This is a genomic window from Leyella stercorea (assembly GCF_021531655.1).
The window spans coordinates 1-16,732 of sequence record NZ_JADYUF010000060.1 but is presented as its reverse complement, the minus strand read 5'-3'; the positions used below and the strand labels follow the sequence as shown (position 1 = coordinate 16,732).

At 49.2% G+C, this 16,732-nt stretch carries 17 protein-coding genes and 1 pseudogene; 15 read left to right on the top strand and 3 right to left on the bottom strand.

Features of this window, described 5'->3' with window-relative positions; translation table 11 throughout:
• From I6E49_RS13025 to recA, 10 genes and pseudogenes are all read left to right on the top strand, one after another.
• Positions 1–931: pseudogene (locus I6E49_RS13025) on the top strand (reverse transcriptase domain-containing protein); the annotation flags it as partial.
• Positions 932–1,123: 192 nt separating this feature from the next.
• The gene (gene folP / locus I6E49_RS13020; protein WP_235402861.1) at positions 1,124–1,942 is read left to right on the top strand and encodes a dihydropteroate synthase; all 819 of its coding nucleotides are present in this window, start codon (positions 1,124–1,126) and stop codon (positions 1,940–1,942) included.
• A 183-nt stretch (positions 1,943–2,125) separates the two neighbouring features.
• On the top strand, positions 2,126–2,902 hold the full coding sequence (cdaA, locus tag I6E49_RS13015) for a diadenylate cyclase CdaA (protein WP_235402859.1): 777 nt from the start codon (positions 2,126–2,128) through the stop codon (positions 2,900–2,902).
• 112 nt (positions 2,903–3,014) lie between these two features.
• Positions 3,015–4,022 carry a phosphate acetyltransferase gene (gene pta, locus I6E49_RS13010; protein WP_235402858.1) on the top strand — a complete coding sequence of 336 codons (1,008 nt, stop codon included), beginning with the start codon at positions 3,015–3,017 and terminating at the stop codon, positions 4,020–4,022.
• Between the two features lie 110 nt (positions 4,023–4,132).
• A complete protein-coding gene (locus I6E49_RS13005; protein ID WP_235402857.1) occupies positions 4,133–4,510 on the top strand; it encodes a four helix bundle protein in 378 nt (125 codons plus the stop codon).
• 113 nt (positions 4,511–4,623) lie between these two features.
• Positions 4,624–5,820, top strand: a complete 1,197-nt coding sequence (locus I6E49_RS13000) for an acetate kinase (RefSeq protein WP_235402856.1) — start codon at positions 4,624–4,626, stop codon at positions 5,818–5,820.
• Between the two features lie 231 nt (positions 5,821–6,051).
• Positions 6,052–6,660, top strand: coding sequence for a DUF6621 family protein (locus I6E49_RS12995; RefSeq protein WP_235402855.1), 609 nt, complete (start codon positions 6,052–6,054; stop codon positions 6,658–6,660).
• A 217-nt stretch (positions 6,661–6,877) separates the two neighbouring features.
• A complete protein-coding gene (locus I6E49_RS12990) occupies positions 6,878–8,104 on the top strand; it encodes a saccharopine dehydrogenase family protein (protein WP_235402854.1) in 1,227 nt (408 codons plus the stop codon).
• Positions 8,105–8,191: 87 nt separating this feature from the next.
• Positions 8,192–8,587, top strand: coding sequence for a four helix bundle protein (locus I6E49_RS12985; protein WP_235402853.1), 396 nt, complete (start codon positions 8,192–8,194; stop codon positions 8,585–8,587).
• A 101-nt stretch (positions 8,588–8,688) separates the two neighbouring features.
• On the top strand, positions 8,689–9,711 hold the full coding sequence (gene recA / locus I6E49_RS12980) for a recombinase RecA (RefSeq protein WP_235402852.1): 1,023 nt from the start codon (positions 8,689–8,691) through the stop codon (positions 9,709–9,711).
• A 314-nt stretch (positions 9,712–10,025) separates the two neighbouring features.
• On the opposite strand, the gene rpsU is transcribed toward recA, so the two are convergent.
• Together rpsU and rpmH are read right to left on the bottom strand one after the other, a co-directional pair.
• Entirely contained in the window at positions 10,026–10,217 is a 192-nt protein-coding gene (gene rpsU / locus I6E49_RS12975) for a 30S ribosomal protein S21 (protein WP_106811406.1), read from the bottom strand.
• A gap of 175 nt (positions 10,218–10,392) precedes the next feature.
• Positions 10,393–10,548 (bottom strand): 50S ribosomal protein L34, encoded by a 156-nt coding sequence (gene rpmH / locus I6E49_RS12970; protein WP_004351099.1) that lies wholly within the window; start codon positions 10,546–10,548, stop codon positions 10,393–10,395.
• 355 nt (positions 10,549–10,903) lie between these two features.
• Here rpmH and efp point away from each other — a divergent pair, with 355 nt between their 5' ends.
• The 3 genes from efp to radC all read left to right on the top strand — a co-directional run bounded on the left by efp (position 10,904) and on the right by radC (position 13,342).
• Positions 10,904–11,470 carry an elongation factor P gene (gene efp, locus I6E49_RS12965; protein WP_235393044.1) on the top strand — a complete coding sequence of 189 codons (567 nt, stop codon included), beginning with the start codon at positions 10,904–10,906 and terminating at the stop codon, positions 11,468–11,470.
• A gap of 175 nt (positions 11,471–11,645) precedes the next feature.
• Entirely contained in the window at positions 11,646–12,659 is a 1,014-nt protein-coding gene (locus I6E49_RS12960; RefSeq protein WP_235402851.1) for a glycosyltransferase, read from the top strand.
• Positions 12,656–13,342: a RadC family protein gene (gene radC, locus I6E49_RS12955; RefSeq protein WP_235402850.1), complete on the top strand. Its 687-nt coding sequence runs from the start codon at positions 12,656–12,658 to the stop codon at positions 13,340–13,342. The genes I6E49_RS12960 and radC overlap by 4 nt, the downstream gene beginning before the upstream one ends.
• A 246-nt stretch (positions 13,343–13,588) precedes the next feature.
• Here radC and I6E49_RS12950 read toward each other — a convergent pair whose 3' ends face one another.
• Positions 13,589–15,049, bottom strand: coding sequence for a carbon starvation CstA family protein (locus I6E49_RS12950; protein WP_235402849.1), 1,461 nt, complete (start codon positions 15,047–15,049; stop codon positions 13,589–13,591).
• A 243-nt stretch (positions 15,050–15,292) separates the two neighbouring features.
• On the opposite strand from I6E49_RS12950, the gene I6E49_RS12945 reads away from it, so the two are divergent.
• Positions 15,293–15,613: an iron-sulfur cluster assembly protein gene (locus tag I6E49_RS12945; protein WP_235402848.1), complete on the top strand. Its 321-nt coding sequence runs from the start codon at positions 15,293–15,295 to the stop codon at positions 15,611–15,613.
• Positions 15,614–15,734: 121 nt separating this feature from the next.
• Positions 15,735–16,499, top strand: a complete 765-nt coding sequence (locus tag I6E49_RS12940) for a UDP-2,3-diacylglucosamine diphosphatase (RefSeq protein ID WP_235402847.1) — start codon at positions 15,735–15,737, stop codon at positions 16,497–16,499.
• Positions 16,500–16,732: the final 233 nt, after the last annotated feature.

Here is a 16,732-nt window from a genome sequence, read left to right as displayed (position 1 = left end):
ACCGAGAAGAGGATGCCATGATGCACTGCGTGGAGCGCAAAGGATAATCAACGAGGGCTACACCTATGTAGTATACCTCGACCTTGAACGCTTCTTCGACACCGTGAGCCATAGCAAGCTCATAGAAATCCTCAGCCGTACGATAAAAGACGGCAGAGTGGTCAGTCTTATACACAAATATCTCCGAAGTGGTGTAATGAACAAAGGCTTGTTCGAAGCGAGCGAAGAGGGAACTCCCCAAGGAGGACCTCTAAGTCCATTGTTGAGTAACATAATGCTCAACGAATTGGATAAAGAACTCGAATGCAGGGGACTCCCCTTTGTGCGTTATGCCGACGACTCGATGATATTCTGCAAGTCCAAAAGGGCTGCAATGCGAGTGAAGGAGTCTATACCCCGATTTATAGAAAAGGTTCTATATCTCAAAGTCAACAAGGAAAAGACCGTAGTGTCGTATGTGCGCGGAGTGAAATACCTCGGCTACTCCTTCTATGTGATGAAAGGCAAATGCCAACTCACGGTGCATCCCAAGTCCAAAGCCAAAATGAAGTCAAGGTTGAAAGAACTGACAAGTCGCAGCAACGGATGGGGATATGCCAAGAGGAAGCAAAAGCTGAAAGAATACACAAGAGGGTGGGTCGGTTATTATCACCTTGCCAATATGAAGCGTCTCTTGCATGAAACAGACGAATGGTTAAGACGTCGAATACGCATGTGTATATGGAAAGCTTGGAAACTCCCGAAGACAAGAATGAAGAACCTTGTCCGATGCGGCATCAACAAATATGATGCAAGAAGATGAGGGTATGTTAAGGGATATTGGAGAGTCAGTAGCTCACCGATAATGCACCTTGCGGCTTCATCACAGAAACTGCACCAGGTAGGCTATCCAACGTTGATGGGGTCATATCTCGAATGGTACCCAAAATAGGAACCGCCGTATGCGGAACCGCATGTACGGTGGTGTGAGAGGTCGGTAAACACGAAAATAGGAGGCAAACACCTATAATTAGTGTTTACCTCCTACTCGATTGTATACAATTACACTTAATTCACCTGAATAATTTGGCTGTTTCGATTTTTATTGCGTAATTTGCGCTAAATAACGTAACAAAAATCTGCAATGCAATATACTATTAATGTAAGGGGCCAGCTGATTGACCTCTCCCGACCCATGGTTATGGGCATACTCAATGCTACCCCCGACTCGTTCTACAGCGGTTCGCGCAAGCAGACCGAGGCAGAGATAGCCGACCGCGCCAACCAAATTATTGCCGAAGGCGGGCGCATCATCGATGTCGGTGCCTTCTCGACACGTCCCGGAGCCGACGTTGTGAGCATGGAGGAGGAGACGGCACGCCTGAAGCATGCCCTTCAGATAGTGCGCCGTGAACAGCCCGATGCCATAGTCAGCGTCGACACCTATCGTCCGCTTGTGGCACGTAGATGCGTTGAGGAGTTCGGAGCCGACATAATCAACGATGTCTCGGAGGGCGGACTGACCGGAATTGTAGGTCAGGCGATACACGAAGAGGGCGATATGTTCGAGATCGTAGCCCGTCTTGGCGTACCTTATATATTAATGTCGGTGCAACCAACGCTCGAAAAGATGATGCTCGGCTTTGCCGAAGAGGTGCAGCGACTGCACAGTCTGGGTGCCAAGGACATTATACTCGACCCAGGATATGGTTTCGGCAAGACGCTCGAGCAGAACTATGAGATAATGAAACACTCGGAGTGTCTGCTGGAATTAGGTCTGCCCGTGCTCGTAGGCATATCGCGCAAAAGCATGATATACAAGCTCCTGGGTGGCGACCCTACCACATCGCTCAACGGCACCACCGTGCTCAACACCATATCATTGCAGAAGGGAGCTTCAATACTTCGTGTACACGATGTGAAGGAGGCGGTAGAAGCAACCCTGTTGCTTCAACAATTTTGAATTTTGAATTTTGAGTTTTGAATTGTCGGCTTACAGCCGATTGTGAATTGTTCAATGTTGAGTTCTCTGCCAACATATACTATATGAACTCATCATTCAAAATTCAAAACTCAAAACTCAAAATTGCGGTAACATACCGCAATAATTCAAAATTCAAAACTCAAAATTCAAAACTTTGAATATATGTTTGCATTCGGAATAAAAGACATCATCGACATATTGCTTGTCGCCTTGATGCTCTACTATATCTACCGTCTGATGAAGGAGAGCCGTTCGCTCAATGTCTTCATCGGTATAATCGTGTTCGTAATGGTGTGGCTCTTCGTGAGCCAGGTGCTCGAGATGCGGCTCCTTGGTGCCATAATGGACAAGCTGGTAAGCGTGGGTGTGATCGGCTTGATAGTGCTCTTTCAGGAAGAGATACGCCGATTCCTTTACTCGCTCGGTGCCCATCAGCGCTTCAAGCAGTTTACGCAGCTGTTCATGGTAGGCGGCAAGGACAAGAAGAAACTCATCGACAAGGAGACCATCATGCCCATCGTGCTGGCGTGTATAGACATGTCGCGCGGCAAGGTAGGCGCCCTTATGGTAATAGAGCGTGGCGTGCGTCTTGACGACATCGTGGACACGGGCGACTTTATCGACGCCCGCATCAACCAGCGGCTCATCGAGAACATCTTCTTCAAGAACTCGCCGCTGCACGACGGAGCCATGATCATCACCGGCAAGCGCATACGTGCCGCCGGATGTATTCTGCCTGTTGCCCACAACCACGACATTCCCAAGGAATTAGGACTGCGCCATCGTGCCGCACTCGGCATTTCGCAGGACAGCGACTGTATAGCCATTGTGGTGTCCGAAGAGACCGGAGGCATCAGTGTGGCAATAAAAGGAGAATTCCAGTTGCGCCTTTCGGCCGAGAAACTCGAGAATATCCTATCAAAAGAGATGAACTTCTAAAATAAATGAGTTACGCACGGCGTAACTCATTTATTTTTACTAATTTTGCAAAGTCAATGTGACAAAATAACTAAATACGGATTATTAAAAACTAAAGTTATTCCACATAATTATGAACTTACTTGAACACATCGTTGCGCGCGCCAAGAGCGACAAACAGCGCATCGTGCTCCCCGAGGCTACAGAGGAGCGTACACTTAGAGCAGCCGACCGCGTATTGGCCGACGACATTGCCAATCTTATCCTCATCGGCAACCCTGAGGAAATCAAGACACTCGCCGAGAAGTGGGATCTCCACAACATCGACAAGGCAACAATTGTCGACCCTGAGAACAATCCTAAAGCCGAGGAGTATGCAACTCTGCTTGCCGAGCTGCGCAAGAAGAAGGGTATGACCATCGAGCAGGCTCGCGAACTCGTGAAGAACCCGCTCTATCTCGGTTGTATGATTATCAAGACCGAGGGTGCAGACGGTCAGATTTCAGGTGCATTGAGCACAACTGGCGACACATTGCGTCCTGCCTTGCAGATTATCAAGTGCGCCCCGGGCGTGACATGTGTCAGCGGTGCAATGCTTATGCTTACACACGAGCATCAGTATGGCGACGACGGCATCATCGTTATGGGCGACGTAGCCGTAACACCGGTTCCTACAGCCGACCAGCTTGCTCAGATCGCTGTATGTACAGCACAGACAGCACGCTCGGTTGCCGGCATCCAGGACCCACGCGTTGCTATGCTCAGCTTCTCGACAAAGGGTTCAGCCAGCCACGAGGTAGTTGACAAGGTTGTTGAGGCTACACGCTTGGCTCACGAAATGGCTCCCGAGCTCAAGCTCGACGGCGAACTTCAGGCCGACGCAGCACTCGTTCCTGCAGTAGGCGAGAAGAAGGCTCCGGGCTCACCGATTGCCGGTCACGCCAACGTACTCGTTGTTCCAAACCTCGAAGTAGGCAACATCTCTTACAAACTCGTTCAGCGTCTCGGCGACGCCATTGCCATCGGTCCGATTCTCCAGGGTATCGCCCGTCCGGTAAACGACCTCTCTCGCGGTTGCTCAGTAGAGGATATCTACTACATGGTAGCTATCACAGCTTGCCAGGCAATGGATGCAAAGTAATAACGCAGATGCGTTATTACAATTTTGAGTTTTGAGTTTTGAATTTTGAATTATCGGCAAGCCGATTTTGAATTTCCCAATTTTGAATTGGCAGGAAGCGCCTTACGCCTATGAGTGACTTTGGTAAACTCTTGGAAGAGAAGTGTATGAACTTCTCCATTCGTATAATCGGATTGTGCAAATTTCTGAACGAAGAAAAGCACGAATACCGAATTGCCGACCAGATGTTCCGAAGCGGAACAAGCATTGGCGCAAATGTAGCTGAGGCACAGTGTGCCATAAGCAAGAGCGATTTCATTGCAAAACTCTACATCTCTTTAAAAGAGGCTAACGAAACTCTTTATTGGCTGCGCCTTCTGCAAAGAACGCAGTTTATTAACAACAGGCAGTTTGAGTCTGTAAATAATGATTGTGAAGAACTAAAGCGTATGCTTGTATCCATCACAAAAAATATGACAGACAAAGGTGATCGACCAAATCAAAAATAAATAAATCAAAATTGCGGCAGTGTCGCAACAATTCAAAACTCAAAACTCAAAACTCAAAATCGGCTGTAAGCCGACAATTCAAAACTCAAAATTCAAAATTCAAAATTCTAAACATGAAGATATTAGTATTGAACTGCGGAAGTTCATCAATCAAATACAAGTTGTACAACATGGACGACAACTCTGTCCTCGCAGCAGGCGGTGTTGAGCGTATCGGTCTTGACGAAGCATTCATCAAGGTAACTCTGCCTAACGGCGAGAAGAAGAAGATCATGCACGACATGCCCGACCACAAAGAGGGTGTTAACTTCGTATTCCAGTGTCTGCTCGACCCGGAAATCGGCGCAATCAAGAGCCTTGACGAGATAGATGCAGTCGGTCACCGTATCGTGCAGGGTGGCGACCTCTTCGAGAAGAGCGTCATCGTAGACAAGAGCGTAGAGGATGGCATCGAGAGTCTGTGCGACCTCGCTCCCGTTCACAACGCCGGACACCTCAAGGGACTCCGTGCTGTAGACAAGCTCATGCCTAACACACCGCAGGTTTGCGTGTTCGACAACGCCTTCCACAGCACAATGCCCGACTACGCTTACCTCTATGCCGTTCCTTACGAGCTCTATGAGAAGTATCATGTACGTCGTTACGGCTTCCACGGAACAAGCCATCGCTATGTTTCACAGCGCGTTTGCGAGTTCCTCGGCCGCGACATCAACACACAGCGCATCATCACTTGCCACATCGGCAACGGCGCTTCCGTGTCAGCCGTCAAGTTCGGCAAGTGCGTAGACACATCAATGGGACTCACTCCGTTGGCAGGTGTCATGATGGGTAGTCGTTCGGGCGACATCGATCCTTCAGCCGTTACGTTCCTCATGGAGAAACTTGGCAAGAAGCCTCAGGAAATGGCCGACTTTCTCAACAAGGAGAGCGGCGTGCTCGGCATCACCGGCATCTCAAGCGACATGCGCGAGATTGAGTCGGCAGCCGAAGAGGGCAACGAGCGTGCACAGCTCGCCCTGAAGATGTACAACTACCGCATCAAGAAGTACATCGGCGCTTATGCAGCAGCAATGGGTGGCGTTGACATCATCGTCTGGACAGCAGGCGTAGGCGAGAACCAGATTGGCACACGTCTCGAATCATGCTCAGGACTCGAGTTCCTCGGTGTTAAGATGGACGCAGAGGCCAACAAGGTGCGTGGCGAAGAGGCCATAATCTCTGCTCCTGATTCAAAGGTTACCGTTTGCGTTATCCCGACTGACGAGGAGCTGATGATTGCCAAGGACACAATGAACCTTCTCCAGAAGTAATCAAATCTTATGATACCGCCCCGGACGGGGCAGCGCAATGGGTGCGCCAGGACGAGACTCAGGTTTCGTCTTGGCGCACCTTTTTCGTTGATGCAAATCTTTTGCGCTCAAAACCAATAATCTCGCAATTCAAAACCAATAATCTCGCAATTTTTTTTTAACTTTGTAGAGCGCATGCACCGTGCCTGAGCACGTCCTGCAGGCGCAACGTAATTCTGCAAAAATCAATACATGGACATACAGGAATTCAACAATACAAAGTGGAGCCGCAACGTGATACTCGTCGACGGCGACTACGTCGACTCGGTGGCTTTCAATCTTATAGTTAACTTCGAGCGCATGCTCGGCCGACGCATACCCAAGGCCGACACCGCACGATGGATTGACTGCGTGGCTCTCGACGGCGGAATGCGCGAGCAGCGCGACGCCGACGGCGAGACACAGGTGATATTCATACACTCCAAGGACAAGCCCGCGCTCGACAACTTCACCCCCGGCTCGTACGAGAACGACCTCAACGCACGCGCCTTCAAGGACACGTTGGGCGAGTTCATCATCAGTTCGTATCCCGTAGAGGAGGTGGTGAAGCACGACGACTTCTTCCTCGACATACTCAAGACGGTAGTCAACCACAAGGACGTACACCGCGTCATGGCAATACCCAATGCCGAACACGCTCCGCTGTGGGACGCCCTGCGCCACGCCCTGCGCGATGTCGACGACGAGGACAAGCGCGTCACGCTCTTCGCCATGCAGCCGCTCGAAGGCGGCAATTTCCGTCAGGAGATACTGGGCTACTCGCTCATGAACGCATTGGGAATAAAGGGCAGCGAGCTGTAAGACCGCCCTCACCGGCTGATGTAGCACTTTCGACTCGCAAATGTACCTCTTTTGAAGTGCAAAAGGACTACTTTTGCATTCCAAAAGGACTCCTTTTGCCGACCGAAAGGACCCCTTTTGCAGGGCGAAAGGACTCCTTTTGAAAACCCGATGCATTTCGTCAACACTACAATGCTATAAAATCAAGATAAAAACAAACTAAAAATAACAGGAAACAATGGGAAAAGTACTTATGATCGGCGCCGGTGGCGTCGCTACAGTTGCAGCGTTCAAGATTGCACAGAACGCTGACGTTTTCACCGATTTCATGATTGCAAGCCGCACAAAGGCCAAGTGCGACCGCATCGTTGAGGCTATCGGCAACCCTAACATCAAGACCGCTCAGGTGGATGCCGACGATGTAGAGCAGCTCAAGGCACTCTTCAACGACTACAAGCCCGAGCTCGTCATCAACCTCGCATTGCCCTATCAGGACCTCACCATCATGGAGGCATGTCTGGCTTGCGGATGCTCTTATCTCGACACCGCCAACTACGAGCCTAAGGACGAGGCTCACTTCGAGTACTCTTGGCAGTGGGCTTACAAGAAGCGCTTTGAAGATGCCGGCCTGACAGCTATCCTCGGATGCGGATTCGACCCCGGTGTTACAAGCATCTTCACCGCCTATGCCGCCAAGCATCACTTCGACGAGATTCAGTATCTCGACATCGTCGACTGCAATGCAGGCAACCACCACAAGGCTTTCGCTACCAACTTCAACCCCGAAATCAACATCCGCGAGATTACTCAGAAGGGCCTCTACTGGGAAGACGGAAAGTGGGTGGAGACCAAGCCGCTCGAAATCCACAAGCCGCTCACATATCCTGAGGTAGGACCTAAGGAGAGCTATCTGCTCCATCACGAGGAGATTGAGTCACTCGTGAAGAACTATCCCACCATCAAGCGCGCACGTTTCTGGATGACATTCGGTCAGCAGTACCTCACATACCTCGACTGCATCCAGAACCTCGGAATGTCGCGCATCGACGAGATTACCTATGAGGCTCCGCTCGCCGACAATCCCAACGAGAAGGTTAAGGTAAAGATAGTTCCTCTGCAGTTCCTCAAGGCAGTGCTGCCTAATCCACAGGACCTCGGCGAGAACTACGACGGACAGACTTCTATCGGTTGCCGCATCCGTGGCTTGAAGGACGGCAAGGAGCAGACCTACTACGTTTACAACAACTGTTCGCACGAGGCTGCCTACAAGGAGACCGGTATGCAGGGCGTAAGCTACACCACCGGTGTTCCGGCAATGATTGGTGCCATGATGTTCTTCAAGGGTCTGTGGCGCAAGCCGGGCGTTTGGAACGTCGAGGAGTTCGATCCCGATCCGTTCATGGAGCAGCTCAACAAGCAGGGTCTGCCTTGGCATGAGATCTTCGGAGGAGACCTGGAGTTATAAAAATTTTGAGTTTTGAATTTTGATTTTTGAATTATCGCTACGCGATTTTGAATTGTTCAATTTTGAATTACTTTAAAATTACGGTCTATGAGTGACTTTGGACACCTCTTGGAAGATAAGTGCATGAATTTTTCTATTCGTATAATAGGACTATGCCGATTTCTGAATGAGGAAAAGCATGAATATAGAATTGCTGACCAGATGTTCCGCAGTGGTACGAGTATCGGTGCAAACATCGCGGAAGCACAATGTGCAATAAGTAAAAAGGATTTTATTGCAAAACTATATATATCGCTTAAAGAGTCAAACGAGACTTTATATTGGTTGCGTCTTCTACAACGAACGCAATATATAACCAACAAACAATATGAATCTGTATATAAAGATTGTGAAGAGCTGAATCGAATGCTTGTGTCTATAACAAAGAAAATGACAATGGCAGACAATATACAAGATTGCTCACAGCAATTCAAAATTGATTAATTCAAAATCGCGTAGCGATAATTCAAAACTCAAAATTCAAAATTCAAAATTGCCGAAGGCAACAATTCAAAACTCAAAATTCAAAATTCAAAACTCAAATTATGGCTAAATCAGAAGAACTTTCACTCGCTCAGGAGGGCAAGCTCAAGGCACTCCAGGCAGCGATGTCAAAGATAGAAAAGGACTTCGGCAAAGGCTCCATCATGAAGCTTGGTGACGAGCAGGTGGAGAATGTCGAGGTGATTCCTACCGGAAGTATCGGTCTTGACGCCGCTCTCGGCGTGGGCGGATACCCGAAGGGACGTATTATAGAGATTTATGGTCCGGAGTCGTCTGGTAAGACTACACTCGCCATTCACGCTATTGCAGAGTCGCAGAAGGCTGGCGGCATCGCCGCCTTTATCGATGCAGAGCACGCTTTCGACCGTTTCTATGCAGCAAAGCTTGGCGTTGACGTCGACAACTTGTGGATTTCGCAGCCCGACAACGGCGAGCAGGCTCTCGAAATTGCCGATCAGCTCATCCGCTCGTCTGCCATCGACATCATCGTTATCGACTCTGTAGCCGCACTTACACCTAAGGCTGAGATTGAAGGCGATATGGGCGACAACAAGGTAGGACTCCAGGCGCGCCTCATGTCGCAGGCTCTGCGTAAGCTTACTTCTACAATCTCCAAGACCAACACCACATGTATCTTCATCAACCAGCTGCGCGAGAAGATTGGTGTGATGTTCGGCAATCCCGAGACCACAACCGGTGGTAATGCTCTGAAGTTCTACGCTTCAGTACGTCTTGACATCCGTAAGGTCACAGGCATCAAGGACGGCGACCAGATTATAGGCAATCAGGTGCGCGTCAAGGTAATCAAGAACAAGGTAGCGCCTCCGTTCCGCAAGACCGAGTTCGAGATTATGTTCGGCGAAGGCATCTCTAAGGTGGGCGAAATCGTTGACCTTGGTGTAGAATACGGCATCATCCAGAAGTCAGGCTCATGGTATTCGTACAACGGATCGAAGCTGGCACAGGGTCGCGACGCCACAAAGTCGCTGCTCAAGGACAATCCCGAACTCATGGAAGAGCTTGAGGCACTCATCAAGCAGGCAATAGCCGACCACAGAGAATAAGAGAACTCTTCACGGAGATAAAGAAAACTATTCTCGGAGTATATAATGTAAAACTCCGAGAATAGAATATACAAAAAAGAGATGGCAACACATTCAACCTAAGGGTTAGATGTGTTGTCATCTCTTTTTTCGCCATATCGTCATCGGCGTTGCGCCGTTGTCGCAGGCTTATTTCTATGTATAAATGATTATATGTCTAAAGGGGAAATACACCTCCTGGTCCATCCGATCCGTCGCTGCATTCGTGGCTTGCGCCATTAGTGCGTGTGCGCGGTCATTAAAGATTAATAATGTGAGAATGTGAGGGACGTGGATTATTCCTCGTTAGCACGGAGCTGCTGAACATAGATAGCGTGCTCCATCTTGAGACGCTTCAAAACAGAAGGCTTGTTGTACTGCTGACGAGCGCGGAGCTCCTTTACAACACCTGTCTTTTCGAATTTTCTCTTGAACTTCTTGAGTGCTCTTTCGATGTTCTCACCATCTTTTACTGGTACAATAATCATTTTTTTTACTTTTAATTAATTTGGTTATACATGTTTGCGGCATTGTCCGCAAATCGTTGTGGGGTTAATTTTTAAAAGCAGCAGACCGTCCACACCAAGCATGGTGTGGCCTGCCGCTTTTGTCGTCGCTACACGATTGGGCATCACACCCGGTCGTTACAGTGCGTGCACCGGATTATTTTCCGTGGTGCTCGTCAGATACTGTCAACTTCTTGCGGCCATGAGCGCGGCGAGAAGCCAACACGCGGCGACCATTCTTTGTAGCCATGCGCTCGCGGAAGCCATGCTTGTTTACGCGGCGACGATTGTGAGGCTGAAATGTTCTTTTCATTGTCTTATTTTTATTTATTTGTTATATGTTCACACTTTTGGGTTGCAAAATTACTCATTATTTTTGAAACAACCAAGATTTAAAGTCCTTTTAGCCATGATTTTATGTATTTTTTTAGAAAAAAGCCCTTCTTTTCTCGCTGAATACGTATAATAATAAAAAAAACAACCGCCCATTGCTCATTATTGAGTGAATTTCAGTAACTTTGCATCGTCTTAACATAGATACACTCAAACATTTGGGCTGTTTACAGGTATTTGCCCCGTGAATGAATATAACGGATAAGACAAATGATTGTAACGAACAGGACAATCCGTCGTAACGAATAATTAATAATACAATAATATACACAGCAATGATCAATTCACAAGACATCAAGATGGGAACCTGCATCCGCATGGATGGCAAGCTGTTCTTCGTCATCGACTTCCTCCACGTTAAACCAGGTAAGGGTAACACATTTATGCGCGTTAAGCTGAAGAATGTTGTTGACGGCCGCGTGCTCGAGCGTCGTTTCGACATCTCTGAAAAGCTCGAGGATGTACGCGTAGAGCGTCGTCCGTACCAGTACCTTTACAAGGAGGGTGAGGACTATATCTTCATGAATCAGGAGACTTACGACCAGATTCCTATCTCTGGCAATCTAATCACAGGTGTTGACTTCATGAAGGAGAGCGACATCGTCGAGGTTGTTTCTGACGCTTCTACTGAGACTGTTCTCTTCGGTGAGATGCCGGTGAAGACCAATCTGCGCGTTACTCACTCTGAGCCGGGCATCAAGGGCGATACAGCTACAAACACTCTGAAGCCTGCTACTCTTGAGACTGGCGTTGAGATTCGTGTACCTCTCTTCGTTAACGAGGGCGACCTTGTTCAGGTTGACACACGCGACGGCAGCTATCTGCAGCGCGTTAAGGAGTAAGAGACTCTTGACAGTAAAGAGCTTTTAAAGGTAAAATAGTAAAAGAGTAAAAAAGTAAAAAGCATTTGGGATGACGTTATGCGTATGCCCCGTAATAGTGCTTTCTACTTTTTTACTCTTTTTCGTTTTACACATTCCACTTTTCACTTTTCGTTTTTCACTTTTCTCTTAAACCATGAAGTTCAGTTTTATAATTCCAGTATACAATCGTCCGGACGAAGTTGACGAGTTGCTCGATAGCCTCACGCGGCAGACGCTGACCGATTTTGAGGTTATAGTAGTTGAGGACGGTTCGGCAATACCATGCCGTGACGTGTGCGACAAATACGCTGACCGGCTCGATCTTCACTACTTTGCCAAGCCGAACAGCGGTCCCGGTCAGAGCCGCAACTACGGTGTGGAGCGTGCCAAGGGCGAATATGTGCTCATACTCGATTCCGACGTGGTGCTGCCCGAGAACTATCTCGTGGCCGTCGATGCCGAGTTGCAGCGCGAGGAGGCTGATGAGTTCGGCGGACCCGATTCTGCCCACCCGTCATTCACCGACACCCAGAAGGCGATTAGCTATTCTATGACGTCGTTCTTCACAACAGGTGGCATACGTGGTGGCAAGAAGAAGCTCGACAAATTCTATCCGCGTTCGTTCAATATGGGTGTGCGTCGTGACGTGTACGAGCGTCTGGGCGGATTCTCCAAGATGCGTTTTGGCGAGGACATCGACTTCTCTATTCGTATATTCAAGGCTGGTTGCCGTTGCCGCTTGTTCCCCGAGGCGTGGGTTTGGCACAAGCGTCGCACCGATTTCCGCAAGTTCTTCCGTCAGGTGTACAACTCCGGCATTGCACGCATCAATCTTTACAAGAAATATCCTGAATCATTGAAGCTCGTACACATGCTTCCGATGGTGTTCACAGTAGGCGTTCTCGCCATGCTTCTGCTCTGTCTGGTGCTGTTGGTTGTCAGTCCGGCGTTGGCATGGATTCCACTTGTTCCGCTGGCGCTCTACTGTGTGCTGATATTCGTTGATTCGTCGTGCGTGAACCGTAGCATAAAAATAGGTTTCCTCAGCATTATCTCTGCCTACATCCAGCTCATGGGCTACGGCTTCGGATTCATCGAGTCGTGGTGGAAACGCTGCGTAAGGGGTAAGTCGGAGTTCTCTGCATTTGAAAAAACGTTTTATAAATGAGCAGTTTCTCAATAAATCAGTGGGCTGAAGAGGATAAACCTCGCGAGAAGCTCATGGCAAAAGGTCCGGCGGCATTGTCCGATTCCGAACTGCTTGCCATTCTTATCGGGTCGGGTTCGACCAAGGAGAGTGCTGTAGGATTGATGCAACGCATCCTTGCCGACTGCGATAACAACCTCAATACGCTTGGAAAGATGTCGCTCAACGAGCTGATGAGCTACAATGGCATTGGCGAGGCGAAGGCCATAACGATTATCGCCGCTTGCGAATTGGGCAAGCGGCGACAGGCTGTTGGTGCGGCTGAGCGGCCCGACATGGGTTCTGCCATGGCGGTATATGAGTATATGTTGCCCAAGATGCAAGACCTCGACACCGAAGAGGCGTGGGTATTGCTGATGAACCAGCGCATGCGACTCATCAAGGCGGTGCGCCTCTCGCACGGCGGACTGTCGGAAACGGCTGTCGATGTGCGCATAATCCTGCGCGAGGCATTGCTCAACAACGCCACCGTCATAACCCTTGTCCACAACCATCCTTCTGGAAACACCCGTCCGAGCGGCGATGACGACCGCCTGACCCTACGCCTTAAGAAGGCATGCGAGACCATGCGAATATATCTGGTCGACCACGTCATCGTCACCGACGGACGCTATTTCAGTTATTCGGAAGAAGGAAAACTGTGACAACCATGGGAAGTCAAGAGTCTAAGCAACACGCCCCGAAGGGGCAGAAGCACATAGCCCAGGGCAACACCCTGGGGTAATAAACCACCAAAAACAATACGCCCTGTAAGGGCAAAAGCGTCAATCATTAATGCTTTTGCCCTTACAGGGCGTATTGTTTACAACATCTTTTTACCCAGGGTGTTGCCCTGGGCTATGCGCGATTTGGGCTTTCAGCCCGCGTCTCTTGAACTTAGACTCACTCTTTTATGCCTTCTTGAATTTCTTCATCCACATTACAAACCACACAGCAGCAACTACGAGGGCAGCTGCTCCAATCGTATAGCTTACGCCGAGTGGCAGTCCGAATGCAGTCTTCGACACAGCGAGGAACGTTGTACATACACAGGTCATGAACAGAGCCGGTATGAGTGTGATGACATAGGGCTTCTTTTCGCGTACAAGATAGACGGTGATGCTCCACAGCGTGAATACCGACAGCGTCTGGTTGGCCCATCCGAAGTACTGCCATATCGTGTTGAAGCCGTCGGGATTGCTGATCTGCCAGATAAGCAGGGCGAACGATACTACGAACAGCGGAATGCAGATGTACAGACGATTAGCCTTTGGAAGCTGGTTGATCTTCAAAGCCTGCGCAACGATGAGTCGTGCAGAACGGAAAGCCGTGTCACCGCTCGTGATAGGAGCAGCCACCACGCCCAGCATAGCCAATATTCCGCCCAGCACACCGAGCCAGTCGTTGCACACAAGATTGACAACCATCGGGGCAGAAGTGTGGAATCCTTTGGCAGCTCCACCTGCAATCTGCTCGTAGCCTGGCTGCGGAGCGTCGTAGAAGAACCACATAGCCACCGTAGCCCAAACCAGAGCCACCATTCCCTCAGTAATCATGGCACCGTAGAAGATAGGACGTCCCTTGCGTTCCGACTTCAGGCAGCGAGCCATCAGCGGACTCTGCGTAGCGTGAAAACCGCTTATCGCACCACAGGCGATAGTGATGAAGAGGCATGGGAAGATGCTGTCGGTGAAGCCGGCAGGGTCGGTTTGCTGTCCCAGGTTGCCCAGACCGTCCCACAGTTCGGGCAGAACCGGCATCTTCACGAACAGCATCACCACCAGCGCCACAGCCATAAACAGCAGCGAGAACGAGAAGACAGGGTATATCTTGCCGATAATCTTGTCGATAGGCAGCATCGTTGCCACGATGTAATAGGCGAAGATAACGCCCATCCACATCACCTTCGAGCCGCCGATGTTGCCCAATATCTCGGCTGGGCTGTACACAAATACCGTTCCAACCATAATGAGCAGGAACACGGCGAACACCAGCAGCACCTTGGCTGCAGCCCCACCGAGATAGCGTTGTACAAGCGAAGGCAGATCGCTACCGCCATTGCGCAGCGACAACATGCCCGAAAGGTAGTCGTGAACGGCTCCTGCAAAGATGCATCCGAATATGATCCACAGATAGGCAACGGGTCCGAACTTGGCTCCCATGATGGCTCCGAAGATAGGGCCGGTGCCCGCAATGTTCAGAAACTGAATCATGAACACCTTCCAGTAGGGCATCGCTACGTAGTCGATGCCGTCGGCTTTGGCTATAGCAGGGGTGGGGCGGTCGTCGGGAGCGAACACGTGCTCTACGAATCGGCCATAGATTGCGTAGCCCAATACGAGGGCTGCGAGACAAATTACAAATGTTATCATTTTTTAGTTGTTATTAGTTGCGACGTGCAAAAGTATAACTTTTTACTGAGAAATAATAATAAATCGTCAACGTAATTTGTCTATGTGCTTAAAGTTGCAGATTTATTGTTTCCTCCCGAGGCTGCAAATGTTTCCTCGCGAGGCAGCAATTGTATCAGCGTAAAATTGTGCTTTTCTTGCCGTATTACAATATTTTTAGCTAAATTTGCAAGAAACAAATCACATAATATAATTTCATTGCAAATGACACAGGAAGAAAAGACACAGATAGAGGAGCGCATCGTCGATGTCCTGAAGACCGTTTACGACCCCGAAATACCCGTCAACATATACGATCTCGGACTTATATACAAGATAGACGTTAAGGAAGACGGACATGTAGACATCGACATGACATTCACAGCGCCGTCGTGCCCCGCCGCCGACTTCATTCTTGAGGACGTGCGATTGAAGGTTGACTCGCTCGATCACGTCAAGTCGTCGACCGTCAACCTCGTTTTCGAACCCGAATGGGACCAGAGTATGATGACCGAAGAGGCACGCGTAGAGCTGGGCTTCGATTAATCGAGTTTTGAATTTTGAATTTTGAGTTTTGAATTGGTCGGCTTTGCCGATTTTGAATTGTTCAATTTTGAATTGATTGGCTTCGCTGATTTTGAATTGTTCAATTTTGAGTTTTGACAGAATGAAGAACGTATATTTCCTCTCAGACGCCCACCTCGGGTCGTGGGCTATCGAACACAGCCGCACTCAGGAGCGCCGGCTTGTGCGTTTTCTTGACTCGATAAAGACCAAGGCACGTGCCATATATCTGCTTGGCGACATGTTCGACTTCTGGTACGAGTGGCGTTATGCCGTGCCAAAGGGCTACACGCGCTTCCTCGGAAAGCTGTCGGAGCTTACCGACATGGGCGTCGAGGTACACTACTTCACCGGAAATCACGACATTTGGTCGTACGGTTATCTGCGCGACGAGTGCGGAGTGACAATACATACACGTCCTGAGACGGTGGAGATATACGACAAGGTGTTCTATCTGGCGCACGGTGACGGACTGGGCGACCCCGACCGCAAGTTCAAGTTCATAAAGCGTGTGTTCCACAACCGCTTCTGCCAGGTGCTGTTCAGCTCGCTTCATCCGCGCTGGAGCATGTGGTTCGGACTCACTTGGGCAAAGCACTCGCGCCTAAAGCGCATCGACGGAATGGAACCGCCCTACATGGGCGAGCAGCGCGAGCACCTCGTGCTGTACACCAAGCAATACATGAAGACCCATCCCAACGTAGACTACTTCATATATGGCCACCGCCACATCGAACTCGACCTCATCCTCTCGCGCAAGTCGCGCATGATGATACTCGGCGATTGGATTTCGCAGTTCACGTATGCGGTGTTCGACGGCGAACACATGTTCCTCGAAGAATACGTTGAGGGCGAAAGCCAACCATGATTTATAGTTGCAGTCAATCAATCGGAGAAGCAAGATTATATGTTGTACACATGAAAATCATAAAACGATTGTCAATCATTGTCACTATTGTCGTTAAATACAAAATTATCAAGCCCCTTGTTTTTATAACGACAATGTTGACAATGACCGACAATCGGAGAAGCAAGATTATATGTTGTACACATGAAAATCATAAAACGATTGTCAATCATTGTCACTATTGTCGTTAAATA